Source organism: Pararhizobium arenae (assembly GCF_001931685.1).
GTDB classification, from domain to species: Bacteria; Pseudomonadota; Alphaproteobacteria; order Rhizobiales; family Rhizobiaceae; genus Pararhizobium; species Pararhizobium arenae.
The window spans coordinates 313453-331016 of record NZ_MOOY01000005.1 but is presented as its reverse complement, the minus strand read 5'-3'; the positions used below and the strand labels follow the sequence as shown (position 1 = coordinate 331016).

Here is a 17564-nt window from a genome sequence, read left to right as displayed (position 1 = left end):
CTATGGATTTAAAAGGCGGGTGAGGGCCTGAAACGTGGGGAAGAGCGAAAGCTCGTTCATGCTCGCCCACTGCAAAGCCACGAAGGATACGATGGACGCGGCAATGACTACGGCCGGGGCTCGCAACATGCGGCGCAGTTCACTCGAGGGGACGGTCTCGATGGCGACGATAAGCGTAAGCAAGGCAAGGCTTGCCGTCAGAACGTGTTGAAACAATTCAGCTGCGTGTAAGCTCCGTTGCGCGAGCGTTGTCCAAATAGACAGCAGCAACGTCACGATCCCGATCGAAATAGGGATATACTTGAACAGCCAGCCCCGCGCAGTGGCGGCGGTGTTTCCCTGTTTCGCCGTACCGATTTTGTTTTTGAGACGAGACCTGCCAGGGAATCCGACGACAACCGCTGTGACATTGTCGGGTCCGCCGGCATCGAGCGCGGCTTCGACCAATCGGTCGGACGCCGCAGCAACTTTGCTGGTTGCAAGAAGTCGGCTGATGGTTCCTGGGTCCACGGGTTTACTCAGGCCATCCGTGCAGAGAAGAAACACGTCGCCCGGTTTGATCGTTCCCGTGATCTGATCGACGTCAAGGTCCTCGTCGCTGCCGATGGCCCGGCTCAATGCATTCGTTGAAACCTTTCGAAGATCGGGGCAGCTGGGATCGCTAAAGCGAATTGGAGGCGTATGGTCCTTTGTGATTTGCTCAAAAACCTTGCCTCTCAGCCTGTAAAGTCTGCTGTCGCCGACCCACAGGCACGTGAAATTTCGCCGGGCCCTGTCCGTTATGAAAACGACAACGGTGGTCGCTGCCATCCCATGTTCGCCGATAAGCGCTTCCAGTCGCAAATTATTGTTTGCCTGATGAAGGCTCCTCAGTACACTTTCGACGAGATTGTCGTTGCTCTTAATCTCCGACATTGCATCAATGACGGCACCGCTTGCTTTCTCGCCGGCTTTAAGCCCACCTACACCATCCGCAACAGCCCACAGTGCGATATCAGCACGCTCCAGAAAGCCATCCTGATTGCTGGTCCGGCGCAGTCCCTGGTGAGTTGAAGCGGTCGAGACCACCGTTGCTCGTCGCGGCGTCGTTCTTCCGGCCGATTGTGCCTCAGATCGCCATGTCGCGTCCTGCACCATCAGAAAATCTCCGGGCAACGGAATTGAGACAAAAGGTTGCCGCCGATCGGCCCGGTGAGACGATCGGATTGGACGCCCACTACGATCTGATAGCCATGGGTCTTGAAGGTTGCCTGTAATTCCTCGGAGCGCTTCAGAAGGCGCACGTTCGACATATCGAACAGCCGAAAAAGCGCCCAATCGCCAGTCGCTTTAAACTGAATGGGTGTGCTTCTATCGGCCGGGAAAATTGTGATTGTCGCCGCGTCGAACTGTCCGGAAGCCGGCCACCGGAACCTGGTCGGGGGCCCTCCCGCGGCGGACGCAACCAGTTGCTGTCCATGAATGTCTATAATGACGTTTGCGAGCGCCTTGTCCATTTTTACGATCGACAGTTCGAAGTTCAGCAACGGTTCCGTCCCGCTGTTGTTGAACATCGACTCGCGGATCGCGGAGGCCTTTTCGAACTGGGCAAGGGTCGCCTTGTCGACTGTGGCAGCCCGGTTGGCCGTACGCTGCGCAGCGTTCATGAACGGCTCGACGTTTTTGCTGAAGAAGGTGTCGGTCAGACCCTGCTGTCCGAATAGACGACCGAAGTCGTTCAGAGCGATGTCACGGCTGGAGTTTTTAACGAAAGGGTAACGGCGCGCCGTGGCTGTGTTACAAAACTTTCCAGGCCCATCGACCCAGAGTTCGGCAAGCTTTGTCTTCGCATCGCCGATTGAGATGTCCGAGCTCTTCTGGACAACGGTGGAAAACCATTGCCGGATCGGATCGGGTAAATTTGCAGCCGCAGCCGGCAGTCGCTGCAGGGCAACGGCGTTTGGCAGCGAGCGGTCGAACGCCGTTGCGGCACTGTCGGGAATTGCAGTCAATGCCCGATACAATGTCGCAAGCTCGGTGATCGCGCCGTCGATTGGCGCCTGCGCGTTGGGCCCGCTATTGGCAGGAATATTGATCAGCTGCTGTAATGCGCGGAAGTGCTCGCTCGTATGTTTCTCGGCAATGCTTTCTGGCGTTTTCTCGGTTTTCGCAACCGGGAAAAGCGTCGCGATATTCTGTGACAGAACTTCCGGCGGCTGTGCGGGAGAGACCGCAGATGCTGTCTTGATTGGAGCCGCTTCCGGTTTCGCCATAACCAGCGACGTTTGCTGCGCCGCCGTTGCCACAAGAAGACGGATCGGTGAGGTCGGAGCGGAGAGAATGTTAAGCGCTCTGAGGGAGTCATCGAGGGTCGCAATGGGTTTGACCGCTATGCCGTTGATCAGCTGGTCCCACTTGAACGAAAATTCCTGAAGGTAGAGGCCTGTGGCATCGGTCTTGACCTGTTCCACCAAAGCCGGGACCACCACGGGTGCCCGCTGTTTCTTGTCGACCAATATCCATGCACGTTTGACCGCGATCTCGGACTCGCGCGCCAGAAGCGGCAAATAGACCGAGAAAAAACCATCCCGCGTGAACAGACCGGGAATTCGCGACGACAGCGGCTCGCCCGAGCGCAACTGCAAAATCTCCCCAGCCGACGGACCTGCGTGGGCCGCAATATCGAAAACCGGAAGATTGCGGGCCTCCGGGCTTCTGACGATGGCATTGAACACACGCTTTTCGATGGGTGTCTTGCGAAGCATGACGCGCGTGCGTTCCACGAGAGCGTCATCCAGCGCGATCTTTTCCAGCGGAGACTGAAGCATTGCATCCAGGTGAGCGGCCAGCGAAGCGCGCAGAGCCGCGTCCTCGGGCTGCGGATATTGCGCGGCCCAGTCCAGCACCATCCATTGCCGGATCGTTTCCGGGACAAAAGTGCCGTCGCCCCCCAGCATGAGGTAGACGTGCAGGCCGGGATAGAGGAAGGCGGAATCCTCCTTCTGCGACCCGAGCTGGCTTTCCAGCCTGTGCAGGAGCCTGGGCAACAGGATCGCGTTCAGCGAAGCACGATAGGCCTGGGACGTTTCGCTTTCCAGCGACAGGGTACGCGTTACGAACGTCGGCTCCATCCAGGCCCACATTCTGCGATTGGTTTGAACTTCTGTTTTGAGCAACCGCAATTCGTCCAGAAGTGGCGCGACCGGCTTCAAATCGCCGCTCGTGACGTTCTCAAGCTTCATCGCGGCAGCCCTTTTTTCGAAGGTGGCGATCCCTTCCGATACCTTGGCGACAAGGGCATCCTGCCGGCGGTAGTCGCTGTATGACAACGCCGTTACAGTCAGAGCTGCCAGGCAGATCGCGGAAATAGTGGCGATCCGGAAACGGCGCATTCTGCGTGCCAGCCGCTTGTCCTTCTCAACAAGCCATGCTTCGAGGAATACGACCTCGCGAAACAGCCTTTTGAGGAAGTAGCCGGTCGGAGACGTCTGGGCCGAAGAAGCCGGCGGCGATGAAATATGGAAGGTTCTGGCAACGGCATCGCCGACGACGTCGATCGGCCGTCCTGCCTGCATGGAACTGACGAAATAGGTCCCCCGCAACACGACCGGGTCATCGAATGTGTTGGGAGCGAATGCCTCGTAGAGAAACTGCGAAAGCGCATCCTTCATGCTCATCAGCTGCTGCGGCAGGGCGAAAATCCGCGCGCGGCGCTGAATATCCGTTTCATGCTGCATGCGCTCGAGAAGACGCTCCTCCAGTCGCTTTACCAGCGCGTCGAACTCGCCGGAAAACATCTCCACCTCATCGGCACCGAGTTCCGGATCTCCAAGTTGCTCGGGCGAATCCGTTTGGAACGTGATCCCTAAAACCGCGTCGCGCCCCTCTCGTCCGAGATCATCGAAGAATTCCACGAAACCGGAAAGCAGGTCGGACTTGGTGAAGAGGACGTAGACCGGCAGGCGCGATCCGAGCTGGGCATAAATTTCCCCGATCCGCTTGCGCATGTCGGTTGCTTTCTGACTACGTGAAGCCTCATCTTCCGAAAGCAGCTCGTCGATACCAACTGTTACGACAATGCCGTTCAACGGCTGCCGACGGCGATGGCGTTTCAGCAGCCCGAGCAGTATGAGCCAGTCGCCGCGATCCCGCGCCGGGTTGTCGTCCTGCGTCAAGAACCGACCGGAACTATCCAGCAAAACGGCCTCATCGGTAAAACACCAGTTCAAATCCCGCCGGTTTGCCGCATTTGGCGCGGCATAGCGCATGCGCTTGTCCGCGAGCGGAAAGGAAAGTCCGGAGTTACCGATCGCAGTCGTTTTTCCGGATCCGGGCGTCCCGATAAAAAGATACCAGGGCAGCTGGTAGAGCCAACCATTGCCGAACAATCTGCCCGTGCATCGCCTCCGCAAGACCCCAAGGGCATCCTTGAATGACGCCGTTAGAGACTGAGCGCTCGATGCGCGCTCGGATGACTGTTGGGAACGTGTGCCGGAAGATTGGCTCTGCTCGCCCGGCTGGCCATCCAGCACCCCGGTAAACCTGTGGCTGACCTGTGAAAAAATGCGGTCGCGGATCATGTTTACGATCAAAAAGGCGCTCGGTATGCCCGTCATCGCCGCGATCAGGGGCCACGCTTTGCCAAGCTGACCGACAAGCGCCTCGAACGGCATGAAAAGGCTTGCCACGGCCAGACCGATTGCCGTCAGAACGGCCATGCCGGTCAAAATTGCCCGGAGCGGCGATCCCGCAAAAAACTGAAGGACGCGGTTCACGACTCATTCTCCTTGGTAACGATCAGCTCGATGCGTCGGTTTTGTTGGCGTCCTTCGACGGTCTGGTTGTCAGCGATGGGTTCGCGGTCGCCTCTGCCCTCCTCCTGGAGACGCTTGGGATCGCGCATCCGGGCACCGATGATGAGCGCGACGGTGTTGGCTCTCGCAAGCGACAGCTCGGTGTTGGATGGGAATTTCCGACTCTTGATCGGCGTGTTGTCGGTGTGTCCGATCACGGCGACCGTGCCCGGCTGGGAGTTGAGCGCTTCGCCAATCCGCTCCAGAAGCGGAGTGAAGCTTCCTATCACATCCGCGCTCGCCGATTGGAACATGCCCTTGCCGCGGATCAAGACCGTGATCGTTTGGGCATCTTCTTTCACTGTGACGAGGCCCCGCGCTATCTCTGGCTCGAGGAAACGGCGCAGCTGATCGACCTGCAGCACGACAACCTTCTCAGGCGGAGGCGCCGGTACCACACGGGCGATGGTGACCGCCACGCGAGGAGGAAGGCTCGCCAGACCGCTGGCCGCTCCGACCTTGCGTTCTGCCAAAGCGCCAGCAAGATACGCATAAAGCGCTGCGAGAAAAATCAGCGCACCGATCAGGACCAGCCAGGGCGAAACGACGCGAGAGTTGGAACCAACATTGCCGATACCGCGCCAATGGGGCGATATATCTCGCTCGAACGCGCCTCGTACATTACGCAGAAGCCGGTACAGATCCTCCTTGAGCACTGAAAGCTCAGCCACACCGCGCTCGGCGATCCGGTAGCGTCCCTCGAAGCCAAGGCTGAGGCAGTAATAGATCAACTCCAGAATATCGACATTGACGTGCGGCTCTCTCTTGAGCTGTGAAAGGATGTCGAAGAAGCGGTCCCCACCCCATGTCTCACCGAAAACCGTTGCGACCAGACTTCGTTTAGACCAGATGCTGCGGCTGCCCCAGGATGTGTTCAACACAAGATCGTCTATGGTCGCGCACAGCACGTATTTGCTGATCCGGACGATGTTGGTCGTCAGTTGCAGCGGCGTGATCCGGATTTCGAACTTGTTGATCTCGCGCAGAGCGTCGAGCCGCAACTGTTCCACATCCGGCGGCGTCTGCGTCGAAAGGTTGCCGCAAAGGTCAAGCAGGGGTGCGGCGGCGGCGACCAGCGGACAAGCAAGCCCGCCGGTCATCGCGCGCCAAAGCGTTTCCAGAGGCATTGCGCGCCCTGCGGAAGGTGACGTGCTTGCTCCACCTGCCGAGAAATAGGCAAGCCTCTGCGCCGGGCTCGAATTGCTGGGCAATACTATGGTTTCATCGACGGCGGTTGAAAGGCCCGCCGTTGCTTCTTCAGACATCAGGTTAATCCGTTGGTTGAGGCGGGCATCGAGGTCTCCGCGCTGGTGCTCCGGGTTTCGTCCGGACGTTCGGCGTCACGGCTGACGGCGGCAAACCTTGCAACTTTCGCGACGATGTCAGGGTAGCTGTTGCAGTAAAGCTTCCAGTGTTCCGACCTTTTCACGACTGGAAGGTAGCGGATTGTCAGCGTCTCCCCAGTCTGGCTCTCGATGACATCCGGGGAAAGTGGCTCCAGCGCGGCTAAAACCCTCTGCGCCACGCGGGCACCGGCTTCGCTCGTGTGTCGCCGCATCTCATCAAAAGCCTGGTCGATTGCCTCATGGGCGACCAGACGGTCGGATGTATTAGGGGCCAGCAAAGCCAGCGTCACATCACGCACATCCTGGGCGAATTTTAGCGGATTAATCTCGGCAGGATTGGGCCGGCGTGGCAAACTCGCTCCGTCTCTCCAGGCGAGCTCTTGCTGAAAATTGGTGATGGTGACCTTTAACGCCTGTCCCACGCGCAGCATGAGCGCGCCTACATCCTTTCCTTCCAAATCGGCAGCCTGGAGTCCGCATCCTTCAACAAACATCAGAATGGCGTTGCGTGAGTCCTCCTCGGAAGCCGCGAAAGCGGGTGGCGGCTCGCGCCTCTCTACCGGTTGGTCGTGACGACCGGTGGGCAGGTGCTCGTCGTCGATGTGCACCGGCTCGCTAGTGATGTCCGCAAGGATGTCCCAGTCGTCGGGAATGGCTTCGGTGCTGAGACGCGGCTGCACGTAGACCATATTGGTGACGCTGGTGTGATCCAAACGCGCCTGGGCCAAACTAGCACTACGGCCCGATCTTGATGGAAGCATCAGCGAATCGTCCGCCGTCAGACTGTCGTCTGAAAAGCCACTGATGCCCGCGGGCCGGAATGGACCGGAAGGCAGCGAAGCATCCTCGCCTTCGGTGAGCCGGTAGTTTGATGACCGTCTCAGAATGGGGCCCAGGAGGCTGCGTTCGGTTAGCGGTGTCGCGTCGGTCTCGTCAACGCCGTCGATACCGCTGGTAAAGGCTCCAAACATTGTCAGTACATAGTGACCGATCTGAATGAAATCCCCGGCCTTCAGGGCAATAGGCTTCTCTCTCTCGACCGCCTGCCCCGCCCCATTGAGGAAAGAGCCGTTCCGACTGTGATCCCTCAGGATGCAGCCGTCCTCTGTGTTGGATATAGTGCAATGATATTTGGAGATGATGCCAACAGCATCGTCGAGGACGAGCGTGTTGTCGCCGCCGCGTCCTATTCTCAGTTCACGACTAAGCTCCACCCAACCGCCTCCGGGAAGCATCGCCTTATGGTCGTGGGTATTCTCTATGCGAAGTCCATACATGGCAGACCGTCAGCTCCCACGGATCGCCCAAAGGGCCATTTCGAGATTGGGAAAATCACCCGCGACATGCATTGCGAGGGCGCCCGACTGGCTTACTTCTTTCCAGTAGGGGCTTTGCTGGTCGATCTCGAAATACACGACGCCCACATGAAAAGGGATCTGCCGCGGGGCAACCGGGAGCGCATTGATGACGATCCCAGGTATCGCGGCATTGACCAGATCCTTGATCTTGGCAGCAGGCCCGATCTTGATGTGCGAGGGGAAACCTCGACGCAGCCGCTCGGTTTCTACATCGGCGCGAACCGCCAGTACGAACGTGGCATTTTCGAACAGGCTTCGATCCGCGGCCTCCGCGACCTGAACGCCGTATTTGTGCTGGCGCAGCGGCAGCTGTAGCGCGGTCTGCTCCAGAACAGCGCGCAGCGAATCTCGGATCGCCTGCATGACAGGACGAAAGGTTTGGTTCAGATCACCATGGTGATAGGTTCCCAGGGAAACGGGGCGCTTGTCGTTCCGCGAGTAGGTTGAAAGCTCGCCGGCAAGCTGCACCATCTCGCGATAAAGCAACTCGGGATGAAGTCGAGCGGCCGACTTGTAATGTTTGAAAAGTGGCTCGTTGCGGTTGATTGAGAGCAAAAGCAGGTAGTCGGCGATCTCGGCCACGCCGCGGGCGCCAGATTGGCCGATGCGCGCTGCGAGAGCTTCGCCCCGATGATGGAGCATGCCCTGAACCTCTGCTATGTAATCCGATAGTTGCGCGTTTGCAGCGCAATCCAGCATCGGCGGCACATGGGTTGCATCGAGAACGACCTGATGATCGCCGCGCGTCTCGACCACACGGCCGATAGCGATGCAGCTGAATCCCGAGCGATCAGCCTCCTCCGGCAATATCTGGAACTTGAGCCTGCCGATCTCGACGGAAGCCGCCTCCCGTTCGCCAGCAAGATTATCAACGATATCCTCCTCGGCCATTGCATAGCGCACCGGAATATCTGCGGCCGATTTGCCAGCAATCTCGATGACGCCGGGCTGGTAGACGGGCAACGCAAGATAGACCAGAGAATTGCGCATGCTAGCCGGCGGTTCGAATGGCGGGGGATGATCGGCTTCGTCGGGAATGGAGAAAGGAGTGCCGTCCTCCATGACCCCCGACGCCGAAGCGATGGCGATCTTGCCGAGTTTGAGCATGTCGCGATTGATCGCAAACTCGGTGAAGCCCCATCCATACGCGTGCGACGAAGCCCATCGACCGAGGCTCAGATGTTCAAGATAGCGATCGTTTTGCTGCAGGTGGTGGGGCTTGAGGAACAGGCCCTCGGACCAAACAACCTTGTTATAGACAGACATTACGAACCTTCAGATGGCAGGCCGACGACGGCATTGGGCGTTGTCTGATAGTGCACGAGAGCCATCGGAAACCGGCATGCAAAGGTGTTATCGGCGCTATACGCGTGACGTATACCCACGAAGCCAGTATCGGACCGGGCACGGCTCAAATGGAAAGGGGCAAGGGGTACAGAAGCCGCAAGCCATGCCGGCGGTGGCATGGCTTGCGGTCAACAGGCGGGTTCAGCTGCGCGACTATGGGGATAGCGCATGAAAAGCCGCATCCCCAGGCAATCAGCTTCGGACTGAGGGGTGTGGCCGGCCGATGCGGTGATCGCCGAGGAGACCGGTCTTTCGCTGTCGCCGGACTGTTGACGCGACACTACAAGCTTCAATCGGTACACACCAATGCATCTTGCTGATGCCGAAATTCGCGCGGCGCATGGCCGCCGCCGCGCTATTTTCCTGGTTCGCGTGGCGGAAGCGGGTTCGTTTTGTCGACAAGCGTATTAGCCGTGCCGGGCGGTAGCGCCGCATTTAGCGACAGAGCCGCTTCCAGCAGCGGCGGTGAAGGCACGGGGGCGATGCTCGGAAGCGCCGAGACCGGCCCTTTCGTCGACAGGAAACCGATTTCGCTTGCGACGATAAAGACGCCCTTATCGGTGATCTCAAGCGCCTGCTTGCCCAGAGCGCTGGAAACGACGAAGGAAATTTTGCTCGGCGTCATGACGACTTGACTTCCGGACATGGGCTGCGGAGTTCGTTTCACCCACGGCGCGAAGCCTGTGAGGTTCAGCGTAAACTCGTCCTTTGCGGTGAGGGCATATCCCTGCCCGACATCGACCGCGAGATTCCTCTGCGCCCGCACATACACCTCCTCGCCGCTCCGCTGATCGTCAAACCGTAACTCGTTGTACTGGTTGGAGGTACCGTCGATCGAACGGGTCCGCAGCGTCGTCCGGGACGACTGGACCGGCAAATCCTCGGGCGGCATGTTCGCGGCGTTGTAGAGCGTGCCGGTCACCAGTGGCTGATCAGGATCGCCACCGAGAAACTCGACCACGACCTCATGTCCTACCCGAGGTGTCGCAACCGCGCCAAAGGTCTTCCCGGCCATCATCTGCGCGACGCGGATCCAGCAGGAGCTATTCTCGTTCCTGCGCCCTTCGCGATCCCACATGAACTGCACCTTTATGCGTCCGTAGCGATCCGTGGTGATGATGTCTCCGGGACGGCCGACGACGACGGCAGTCTGTGGCCCGGCTATGACAGGCGCTGGCGTAAGGCGTCGCGGCCTGAACTGGGCTCCTGCAGGCATAGCGCTGATTGCGCAGCGATAAAGATGCTGCTCCTCGCCGTCGGCGATCTCCGGAAACGGCGCTATCGGGCCTGACTGCCGATTGGCCCGCAACTGACGGGAGGCGATTAGCCCCCGTGTACGCTCGTCTTGTATCTCCCCGATAATATCAATTTCGGCCCGCACAGCGAGCCAACTGTCGCTCGGCGAAGGAGCAATCGTCGTGTCCGATATCTCAAACGGATTGCTCGCGACAAAGGTGTCGCCGACGCAAAGCTGTCGCGCGTTGCCGATAATGTGAACCCGGTAGGCATGAGCGGCGATTTCTTCGGATCGAATCCGCGCATATAAATCACCTTCCGACTTGCTGGTATATTTCCCCGGGTAATGAAACAGCTCACGCTGGGCTAGATTGCGGCCGGTCGCGGTCGTTGCGTTTTGCGTGGGGCTTGGGCCTTTGGAGAGGCGCGTAAAGGCACGCTCTTCCGCGAGGGTGGGAACGCCGCCTGTCCGTACGGAGGGAACTGGTGTGATCGAAGTCAACTGCGCGGTCGGCGTTTCGAAATTGTAGTCGGCGAGCGACACCTGCGCGGACTGGTAGGAGACGGTCTCGCGCCAGTCCCAGAACAAATCTTCATGCATGCGGTGATCCGATAGCGACAGATTGGTCTCGATCGTGCCCGGCTGACAAGGCTTGTGCGCGGAGGGACTGTCGGCAAGAACCATTTCATGCTGGTTGGCGCTGTGTTTGAAATAATAATATATCCCATCCGTCTCCAGCATGCGGCTAACAAAGGCGAGATCCGTTTCCTCGTACTGGACGCAATAGACGCGTTTCGGCGGCCTCGTTTTCGTCGTGTCGCGCACAAGGCACATCGAATGTTCTGCGAGAACGCGCTTCACGATCTCGAGGCTTGTCATGTTCTGGAAGATGCGCGAGTTGCGTCGCAAGTCGAGCGTGGCGAACCATGGCGTGATTTCCGCTACATAGATTGGCCGGCGGCTGTCGTCGAGACCGAGATAGGAAAAATGCCGGATCACCCCATTCAAATAGCGGGTGCCGCCATCGGCAAGTTTCAAGCCGACTGTGAGCTGCTGCCCGACCACAGTCGCGAACGTTCGTATGCGCCTGCGTGACACGATTGTCAACTCGTAGCAGAACGGTCGGGATATTTCCTCCACGCCGCGCACATGAAGAAGCGTGATCTCCTGCAGATCAAAGGGTGCTGTGGTAACCGCCGTGTAACGGTTCTGGGCCAGGAGCCCGCCGCTGCCTGATCTGACGTTTCCTGAATTACGGGGCATTTCGTCATCTTTCTGAAGCTACGCGGCTCCTTCAGCCTGCCGCCAACGTGGCCACCGCAGGCATTAAATCGGCATCTTCAGTTCGGTTCGCGTCTTCGCCCTCGGTCTTGACACTACTAAAATCAAAGATGAATTCGCCTTCGCGTGCATCGAGATACACACCATCGAAGGTCCGGCCTTCAAGCTGTTGACCGAAGACGTGGCGGCTGATCGCTGGAAGCACGGCATTGGTCAGCAAAGCTTGGATGACGCGCCCGCCGCTTTCCGATTGCCTCGCACGCTCAACGATAAGGCGTATGGCGGCATCGCTGTAGGAGAAGTCCGCCTCATGAGCCCGAAATACCCGGTCGGCGATACGGCTCAGTTGCAGCTCGACGATGTCATGAAGGATGTCGTCGCTCAGCGGGCGGTAGGGCAAGACGATCATGCGACCCAGTAGCGCCGGAGCGAACACTTGGGCCAGCGGCTTGCGGATCAAGGCCTCGAGCTCGGCTATATCGGGCGACCGTTGTGCGCTTTCGACGAAATCGCTGATCTCGCTTGAGCCGATATTGGAGGTCATCAGGATCAGCGTGTTGCGGAAATCGATAAGACGCCCCTCCCCGTCCTCCATCACGCCCTTGTCGAAGACTTGGTAAAACAGTTCGTGGACATCGGGATGCGCCTTTTCAATTTCATCGAGCAGGACAACGCTGTTGGGGCGTCTGCGCACGGCCTCCGTCAGTCGACCACCCTGCCCGTATCCGACATAACCGGGTGGCGCGCCTTTGAGGCCCGATACCGTATGAGCCTCCTGAAACTCGCTCATGTTAATTGTGACGAGCCCAGACGATCCGCCTTGCATGAGTTCCGCCAGCGCATGAGCAGTCTCCGTTTTGCCAACACCGGACGGGCCGCACAACAGGAACACGCCGATCGGTTTGTTAGGATCGTCTAGCCCTGCGCGGCTTGTTTGGATCCGTTTGACGATCGCCTCGACCGCCTGATCCTGGCCGATAACCCGGCGACCGAGCGTTTCTGCAAGCGACAGTAGCGTGCTGGCTTCGCTTTTGAGCAATCGGCCAACGGGAACGCCCGTCCACTCCTGCACGATACGGGCGACGATATCCGGTGTGACACGTTCCTCTACAAGCGCTTGCTCTCCCGCCGTTTCGGCAAATTGCCGCTGAAGAGCCGAAAGTTTTTCCCGAGCGGATTTGCGCTCCAAACCCTCCTTGTCGCCTGATCGGGCGGCCGCGCGCGCATCGCCGATGTCTAGAACAAGGGACAATTCCGTCTGCCAACGCTTTGTAATAAGGCCCTCCGCCTGCAAAAGTTCGCCGAGCTGTTTCTCCATGCCCACATGGCGCTGGGCTACGTCATCTCCGTCTGCCGCCATCCGCTCAAGGATGCCGAGTTCAAGCTGAGAATTTGCGATCGTCTGACGCAGCAGACCAAGCTCGGGCGGCGGGCTGTGGCGTGCGGCAGACACTCGGCTGCAGCAGGTATCAAGCAGACTGATCGCCTTGTCCGGGAGCTGCCGCGCGGGGATGTAGCGATGCGAAAGGCGTACGGCGGCTATAACGGCGTCGTCGGTGATTTCAATGCCATGGTGGCGTTCGAGGGTCGCAGCGATCCCACGCATCATCGCGATCGCCTGTTCCGGCGCAGGTTCCTCGACCGCGATCGGCTGGAACCGCCGCGTGAGAGCGGGGTCCTTTTCGATATGGCGCTTGTATTCGCTCCACGTCGTCGCACCGATCGTCTTGAGTGTGCCGCGGGCAAGGGCCGGTTTCAGCAGATTGGCGGCGTCTCCTGTTCCTTCCTGGCCACCAGCACCGACAAGACTATGCGCCTCATCAATGAAAAGGATGATATTGTGGTCGGGAGACTGCGCCTCCGTGATCACCTGACGCAGCCGCTCCTCAAAAGCGCCTCTCGCACCCGCACCAGCCTGAAGGAGACCGATGTCCAGAGCAAGGATCCGCGCATTGCGCAGCGTCGGCGGTACGTCGCCGTTGACGATCGCACAGGCCAGCCCCTCGACCACCGCCGTCTTCCCCACCCCCGCATCTCCTGTCAGGAGAGGATTGTTCTGACGGCGACGCATGAGAACGTCGATCATCATGCGGATTTCCGCATCGCGGCCTATCACTGGATCAAGCTTTCCGGATCGTGCCATCTCCGTGAGGTCGATCGCGAACTGCGCGAGGGCGCCGCCCTCCCTCGTGACCTGCCCAGAAGCCGACGGCAAATTGCCCGGCGCCGGCGCTTCTGGGGAGCCATCGACGATCTGCGCGAACTCTGCGCTCGCCGCCTCCACCTTGAGCTTGGAAAACTCCGCAGACGTCGCGAGAACCGCATTGTTCAGGGATGGGTTTGACAGACAGGCTATGAGAAGGTGACCTGAGCGGATCCGGTCGCTCCCGAAACCGAGATTGGCGACAATCCAGCCTTCCTTCACGGCCTCATCGATATGGAAAGCGAAGTCGGAAATCGCGGTCGCTCCCTGCGGCAGTCTGTCAAGACTGCGGCTGAAATCGCGCATCAGTATTTCGAAATCGATGCCAGCCGCCTGCAGCTGCCGCACCATGTCCGAATCCGGACGATCGAGCATCTGATATAGCCAGTGCACCAGCTCGATATACGCATGGCCACGCATCTTGCAGAATGCCGTTGCCAACTGCAAAGCCTCGTAGCAGAACGGATTAAGCCGCTCGAAAAGCGCTTGTCGACGAAAATGTGTCACGCAAAGCTCCATGCTGTCTCGGCAGAAGGTGAGTTGTCCGTCGCAGTTTTCTGCGATGTGGGAGATATGGCCTTCACAAGATCGTGCGCGTCCGATGCAGCACGTCTCCGCCCGAGCCACATCGTCCAGCCAAGCCGGCCCTTCCCGCCAAGCTGGAGGGCCGGCACCTCACGTCTTTGAAGAACCAAGTTGTATTCGAATTCCAGCTCGTCTCCGACATAATTGCGCACAATATCGCGCAATGTACCGAGAGCGTCCCCACCGGGCAGCAGACGCTGGTACGCCTGTAGTCGCAAGGGACCGACCACCACACGAAATTTGTGGTGATGGACGTGCACGCGGGAGCCGATGCTGATACCCCGTCCAAGACGGCCAGTCCGCGGTTCATGTCCAAGCCGGCTGATCGAACCGGCTGGCAGGGCCACCCAGCTCGGGACGAATTCACGAATAACAACAGGCACGTCGAAATACCCTTCAAGGATCGCCTGCAAACCTTCAGCGTTGCGGGTATGAGATGCCAGCCGCCCGATGTAGTGGAGCTTTACGAGGTCAGGCATGCGATCTCGGCCGCGCATTGCCGGCATGCCGAGACCGGCAAGAGCTGCAAGGCTTTCCGCAAACGTGTCTTCTTCCTTGCGATCATGACTGACCGCCGGCTCGCTCAGCGCCCACGCGCGATAGAAGAAGCTCAGCATGCGGTGATGAAACATATCCGCGAACCGCGCCATGGTCTCGTCGCGGTCGTTGGTCATTCGTGAAAACACATACTCGGTCAGATGAAGCGGCAGCGGCCCATTCGGTCCAAAAAGACCAAATGAATAGGTCTCGATTCGATCTGGCGTTTCCCACCTACTCGCACGCTCACCTTTTGTGGGTTCGGTAACACTCGCAATCGTGCGCGGCGAGAAGACCAGAGAGGGCTGCTGCCCGAGCCTGACAGGATCCTGCGAAGGCCTGGCGGACTGACCGAGCCGCGGGCTCTCCGGCGCCGTCGCCTCGACCCGACGCAGAGCCTGGAAAAGATCGAAATCTTCTGGCGCCCGCCTAATCGTATCGAGCAGATCCTGGAGCGCGTTCATGCGATCGGCCTCAGCCCTTCAGCCGCGTCCCAACGCATTACCAAGCCGCGCTGCTGGGTGACCAGCACCGTTTCCGTAAAGCTATTGATGGAAACATATTTGGCGAAAAACGCGTTCAGTACGGCAGATAGCGCGAAACATCCCACGCCCTCGAACGCCGTATCGTCAAGGAGAATCGTGATCTCAAGACCCCGCGCCACGGACGCCTGTCCGTAGCCCTTGAGCCGCCGTATCACTGGTCTGGACGAGATGTTTCTGACGCCGTCGATCTGGCGAGCGATTGCCGGATCCTGCTTGACCGCGTAGAGCCGGAGAAGCTCGCGCAGACCTTCGGCACCGGCGCCTTCGGTTTCGCCGCTATCGTTGATCGAGAGATAGTTGAGGGACAGGTGGCTCAGCAGATGCCAGGCAACATCGCCCTCGGCAACCGACGGCTGTGGCGGGGTTGGGGTTTGAATGCAGGTGATCGCCGCGACGGGAGCACCAATCTCAAGACTGAAATCACTGTCGCCGACGCCGACAGGCATCAACAGCGGCAGATCGCGGTTGGAACACAGGCAAGTCAGCTGCAACTGTCGTTCTCTGCCGGATGAAGCGGAAAGAGAGCCATCCGAAAGCGAAAGGAAAACCTCGCTGCCGATATAGCCCGTGCGAGCGCCATGGACCTGCTGGCGTGTCGATGGCAACCTCTTTTCACGCCGCATTGTGTAGTACGCGCTCGCGTGCTTTCCGATTTTCTTATCGTTGATGGAATAGAAGGGCTGGTACCGCGTCTCCCGTGAACCGCTGTCGTCAATTGTGTCCCCCTTGATGTCGAGGATCGTGTGCAGCTCGAAGTCCATCGGCCTCAGCTTGTCGATTACCGCGTGGTATTCGTATTGGCGGTCACTGACATGGATCCGGTCTGCGCTTCGTTTGAAAAGATTGACGACAGGCGTTGAAAAGAGCGCGATGTTGGAAGGCCCCACCGAACGCGCCAGACGTTGATCTGCATTGCGCATCATGATGAGGATTTCGATCTCCTCGGTTGCCGACTGCATGATTGCATCCGCCAAGCCGCCGATTTCCAGGAAATGCACTCGCTCGGGCAGGGCAAAATATTCCTGCAACAGCCGGTAACCGTCAAATGAGCGAGGCACCACCGGAAGCATGGCATCATCTGGGTGGAGTCCTCTCTGTCTGATAACCGGCTTTTCGATGAACTCTTCCCACGTAAACGGCCGCGTCGAGGGTCGCACCATCATGCCGCTCACTTGTCCGAGGAGATGCTCCATCAGCAGGCCGCCGACGCCGCTTGCACCGGTCAGGTGAAGATCAACGCTTCGCAAGGCCAACTTGTTGAAGGCGAGACCGTTCGTGGTTTTCAAACGAAGGCGCAGTACGGCCTTGGAATTCGCAGCCTGCGGCAATCGCAGCGCCGCGACCTGCGCGGGCGCGGTATAGTAATCGCATGCTGTGATACCGATCGGCCAGAGGTGTACGTCATGGGCGGTTCGAAACTGGCAATGCGTCATCGTCCCATTCGCCAACCCGCCGGTCAGCATGGTACCGCGTGGGACGACATAACCCTTCTCAAGCCTGCCGGCCTCCTCATCCGGCTTGAATTGCACGATCGCCATCGATGGCACCGGCGCCAGGAAATGCGGATAGACCATCTGCAGCATATGCTGCGTAAAATCGGGAAAACGCGCCTGAAGCTTCATCTGAACGCGGGCGGCAAGAAAGGCGAAGCCTTCAAGCATCCTCTCGACAAGAGGGTCGGCGGCTTCACCCGACTGCAGGCCTAACCGACCGGCGATCTTCGGGAAGTTTTGCGCGAACTCGCCACCCATTTCACGCATATAGGACAATTCGTTATTGTAGAGTCGTAGAAGTCGGGGGTCCATCAGCGCTCCCCCCTGTGCATCTCGATCACTCGCACACCTGCCCTTGTCCCTCCATGCTCGGCGCGCATAACCATGCGTAGCGGTTGAGAAGCCTCCAGCAGCTCGGCGTCAATGCGGAACTGAAAGGCACCTTCCATGGTCTCCTTCATCAGGGAGACGTCGAGACTATCTGGAGCGAAGCGGGGTTCAAACAGCTCCAACGCTCGAAGGATGTCCCAGCGCAGCAGGGTTGGATCAGCCGCATCAGCTTCGAGGCCTACGCTCGTCCTGACGCCGTAATTGACAGTACTCGCTGCCACCTCCGGATAGGCATCCAAATCCACTCCAGCTTCAAGTGGCGACGTATTGAAGAGCCAGGTAAGATCCCGCAAGATCGATTGGCGCAGGCGTGCGCGAGATGCATCCGAATAGGGAATAACCTCCACATCCGTATCTGGTGCGTCATCCGTAAGACGGTCGAGCAAGGCTGTGGAGGAATGATGTTGCAT

The 17564-nt window shown here is 59.0% G+C and carries 10 protein-coding genes; all 10 read right to left on the bottom strand.

Features of this window, described 5'->3' with window-relative positions:
* Positions 1-1137 (bottom strand): PP2C family protein-serine/threonine phosphatase, encoded by a 1137-nt coding sequence (locus BLX89_RS13280; protein WP_075291375.1) that lies wholly within the window; start codon positions 1135-1137, stop codon positions 1-3.
* Positions 1137-4754 carry a type VI secretion system membrane subunit TssM gene (gene tssM, locus BLX89_RS13275; protein ID WP_075291374.1) on the bottom strand — a complete coding sequence of 1206 codons (3618 nt, stop codon included), beginning with the start codon at positions 4752-4754 and terminating at the stop codon, positions 1137-1139. The genes BLX89_RS13280 and tssM overlap by 1 nt, the downstream gene beginning before the upstream one ends.
* Positions 4751-5959, bottom strand: a complete 1209-nt coding sequence (tssL, locus tag BLX89_RS13270) for a type VI secretion system protein TssL, long form (RefSeq protein WP_158025957.1) — start codon at positions 5957-5959, stop codon at positions 4751-4753. Before tssL ends, tssM begins: the two co-directional genes overlap by 4 nt.
* A 137-nt stretch (positions 5960-6096) precedes the next feature.
* Positions 6097-7455, bottom strand: coding sequence for a type VI secretion system-associated FHA domain protein TagH (gene tagH / locus BLX89_RS13265; protein ID WP_075291373.1), 1359 nt, complete (start codon positions 7453-7455; stop codon positions 6097-6099).
* Positions 7456-7464: 9 nt separating this feature from the next.
* Positions 7465-8802: a type VI secretion system baseplate subunit TssK gene (tssK, locus tag BLX89_RS13260; protein ID WP_075291372.1), complete on the bottom strand. Its 1338-nt coding sequence runs from the start codon at positions 8800-8802 to the stop codon at positions 7465-7467.
* 436 nt (positions 8803-9238) lie between these two features.
* Positions 9239-11383, bottom strand: coding sequence for a type VI secretion system Vgr family protein (locus tag BLX89_RS13255; protein ID WP_075291371.1), 2145 nt, complete (start codon positions 11381-11383; stop codon positions 9239-9241).
* Between the two features lie 31 nt (positions 11384-11414).
* Positions 11415-14111, bottom strand: a complete 2697-nt coding sequence (gene tssH, locus BLX89_RS13250) for a type VI secretion system ATPase TssH (protein WP_245292823.1) — start codon at positions 14109-14111, stop codon at positions 11415-11417.
* Positions 14108-15190, bottom strand: a complete 1083-nt coding sequence (tssG, locus tag BLX89_RS13245) for a type VI secretion system baseplate subunit TssG (RefSeq protein ID WP_075291369.1) — start codon at positions 15188-15190, stop codon at positions 14108-14110. Before tssG ends, tssH begins: the two co-directional genes overlap by 4 nt.
* A complete protein-coding gene (tssF, locus tag BLX89_RS13240) occupies positions 15187-17022 on the bottom strand; it encodes a type VI secretion system baseplate subunit TssF (RefSeq protein WP_245292830.1) in 1836 nt (611 codons plus the stop codon). Before tssF ends, tssG begins: the two co-directional genes overlap by 4 nt.
* Before the next feature lie 53 nt (positions 17023-17075).
* A complete protein-coding gene (tssE, locus tag BLX89_RS13235; protein ID WP_075291367.1) occupies positions 17076-17564 on the bottom strand; it encodes a type VI secretion system baseplate subunit TssE in 489 nt (162 codons plus the stop codon).

Coding starts and splice junctions, on each gene's coding strand:
- BLX89_RS13280 (WP_075291375.1), bottom strand. CDS start 1,137: ATGGTGCAGGACGCGACATGGCGATCTGAGGCACAATCGGCCGGAAGA.
- tssL (WP_158025957.1), bottom strand. CDS start 5,959: ATGCCTCTGGAAACGCTTTGGCGCGCGATGACCGGCGGGCTTGCTTGT.
- tagH (WP_075291373.1), bottom strand. CDS start 7,455: ATGTATGGACTTCGCATAGAGAATACCCACGACCATAAGGCGATGCTT.
- tssK (WP_075291372.1), bottom strand. CDS start 8,802: ATGTCTGTCTATAACAAGGTTGTTTGGTCCGAGGGCCTGTTCCTCAAG.
- BLX89_RS13255 (WP_075291371.1), bottom strand. CDS start 11,383: ATGCCCCGTAATTCAGGAAACGTCAGATCAGGCAGCGGCGGGCTCCTG.
- tssG (WP_075291369.1), bottom strand. CDS start 15,190: ATGAACGCGCTCCAGGATCTGCTCGATACGATTAGGCGGGCGCCAGAA.
- tssF (WP_245292830.1), bottom strand. CDS start 17,022: ATGGGTGGCGAGTTCGCGCAAAACTTCCCGAAGATCGCCGGTCGGTTA.
- tssE (WP_075291367.1), bottom strand. CDS start 17,564: ATGCAACATCATTCCTCCACAGCCTTGCTCGACCGTCTTACGGATGAC.